At 39.7% G+C, this 1,660-nt stretch carries 1 protein-coding gene; it reads right to left on the reverse strand.

What is annotated here, in order from left to right:
- Window positions 1-1,660: Rib/alpha-like domain-containing protein (locus tag C7N65_RS12490; protein ID WP_267894460.1), on the reverse strand; the 1,660-nt coding region annotated here is incomplete at both ends.

Here is a 1,660-nt window from a genome sequence, read left to right on the forward strand (position 1 = left end):
TCACTGTTACCGGTACATCGAATACACCTGGAGTTTCACCATTAGGAACATTATTAGGTTCATCCACTGTTACCACTGGTGTACCTTTGTCAGTTGGATAATTTGGTACTGAAACTTTGGCTTTTACCTCTTCTGGTGTTGTCGCTTGTCCGAATGGTTTCGCAATTTCGCCTGTTACTGGTTGGTACGTATCTGAGTCTTTTGGACCTACTGTCACTTTGACATTAACTGTATCTGTTGTTTTATCTGGATAAGTTACTGTCACTGGAACTTGGAACTCTCCTGATGTTTGACCATCTGGAACTTTTGTCGGATCAACTATTGCTGTGTAAGGTTGACCATTCGCTGGATAGTTAGGCACTGTTACTTTGCCTTTGACTTCATCAACTGTTGTTGGTGTACCAAATGGTTTAGTAATTTCGCCTGCAGTCGGTTCATATTTTGCATTGTCTGCTTGATCACCCACTGTTACCTTAACAACTACTTTATCAGTTGTACCATCTGGATATGTTACAACAACTGGTACATCAAATACACCTGGTGTATTTCCATCTGGTAACACAGCACCTTTTTCAAGTGAAGGTACAGGTTGTTTTTCACCGCCTGGATAATTAGGAACACTTACTTTATTAAGTACTTCATCTTTTACAGTTGGTGTACCGAATGGTTTTGTGATTTCGCCAGCTACTGGTTGATACGTATCAGAGTCTTTTGGACCTACTGTTACTTTGACATTGACTGTATCCGTTGTTTTATCAGGATATGTCACTGTTACTGGAACTTGGAATTCTCCTGATGTTTGTCCGTCAGGAATTTTAGTTGTGTCCACAGTAAATACAGGTTGTTCACCTGATGCTGGATAATCAGGAACTGAAACTTTGCCTATAACTTCATTAACTGTTGTATGTCCGCCATAAGGTTTTTCAATTTCCCCTGTTGTTGGTTCGTATTTTGCATTATCCGCTTGTTTACCTACTGCAACTTTAACATTTGTTTTTTCACTCGTACCATCTGGATAAGTGACTGTTACTGGTACATTAAATACGCCTGTTGTTTCACCATTAGGTAATTCATTAGGTTTATCTACAGTAACTGTTGGTTGTGGACCTTCTTTAGGGAATCCAGGTACTGTTACTTTACCTTTGACTTCATCTGCACTTGTTGGTGTGCCAAATGGTTTTTCGATTGTTCCGCCTACAGGATTATATTTATCTTTATCAGGTTGTTTGCCAACTGTAACTTTTACATTCACTTGATCAGTAGTGCCATCTGGATAAGTGACTGTAACCGGTACATTGAACTCACCTGATGTTTGACCATTAGGAACTTTTGTATTATCCACTGTTAATGTCGGTTGAGGACCATTTGCTGGGAAGTTTGGAATGCTTACTTTACCTTTCACTTCTTCAGCTGTAGTTGGAGTTCCGAACGGTTTTGTGATTTCTCCTGTTGTCGGTTCATACGTTTCACTGTCTTTAGGTCCAGTTATAACTGTAACTTCTACAGTGTCTGTTGTTTTATCTGGATATGTGACTGTTACTGAAACTTTCACTGTACCCGGTGTTTGACCATTAGGGATTTTCGTTGTATCCACTGTTAATGTCGGTTGTGCACCTGTTTTAGGGAAGTTTGGAACGCTTACTTTGCCTTTTACTTCTTC

The organism is Staphylococcus simulans (assembly GCF_002994445.1).
In the GTDB taxonomy this organism is placed as follows: domain Bacteria; phylum Bacillota; class Bacilli; order Staphylococcales; family Staphylococcaceae; genus Staphylococcus; species Staphylococcus simulans_B.